Genomic DNA, 905 nt, shown 5'->3' with positions numbered 1-905 from the left:
GGCACCTCTTTTTCAACACCTGTTGTAACGGGTATTATAGGCCTGTGGATGCAGATTTACAGACAATTATTCCCGGCTCTTGAACTTAATGCAGCAGCGGCAAAAACCTTAACTGTACATTCAGCCCTGGAAGCAGGAAGTGTAGGCCCGGATCCATGGTATGGGTGGGGTTATATCAACGCAAAAAAAGGAGCAGAATTATTAGTAGGAAAATCCAACAATACGGTTATTTTTAATGATGAAACTTTAAATAACGGCATTATTAACAGCAAAACAGGAACAGCTTCAGGATCAGAGCCTCTTAAAGTAACCATAGCCTGGACAGATCCTGCCAACACAACTCTCCCGACAACATGGCAGGATGCCCATAACAACAGAACTTCAAAACTGGTTAATGACCTGGACCTGAGAATTATAGACACTACGGATAACACCGTATATTATCCCTGGAAGCTTGATGCCAACAATCCGCAAAACCCTGCTACCAAAGCAGATAATACTGTTGACAATGTGGAACAGGTAGTCATTGATGCACCGATCGCAGGAAGAACCTACAGAATAGAAGTTTCAAATAAAGGAAACCTTGTTAATGCTTCAGGAGCAGGTACTCCCCAGAACTATTCTATTTTAGTAACAGGGTTCACCGAAGTTTTAGCAACAAACGAAGCCGGAAAAGCCAATCAAATTATTATTTCCCCAACGATCACCAAAGATTTCGTTAATATATTAAAGGCTCCTAAAAAATCAACTTTCAGCTTATATGATCTGTCTGGCAAAAAATTACAAACCGGATTCATCAGAAGTGATAAAACATCCATAGACCTTTCAGCCTGTGCCAAAGGAATTTATATTCTTGAGGTAAAAACAGGTAAAGAAGTTATTTCTAAAAAGCTTATTAAGGAATA

Annotated in this window: 1 protein-coding gene; it reads left to right on the top strand. The window is 39.7% G+C overall.

Annotated elements, in window-relative coordinates:
- Positions 1-905 (top strand): T9SS type A sorting domain-containing protein (locus PMI13_RS17330; RefSeq protein WP_007846173.1); only part of this gene is annotated, 905 nt, incomplete at both ends.

Source organism: Chryseobacterium populi (assembly GCF_000282115.1).
Lineage (GTDB): Bacteria > Bacteroidota > Bacteroidia > Flavobacteriales > Weeksellaceae > Chryseobacterium > Chryseobacterium populi.
Note: the sequence above shows the minus strand (reverse complement) of the source record. Positions and strands in the feature narration are given on the sequence as shown.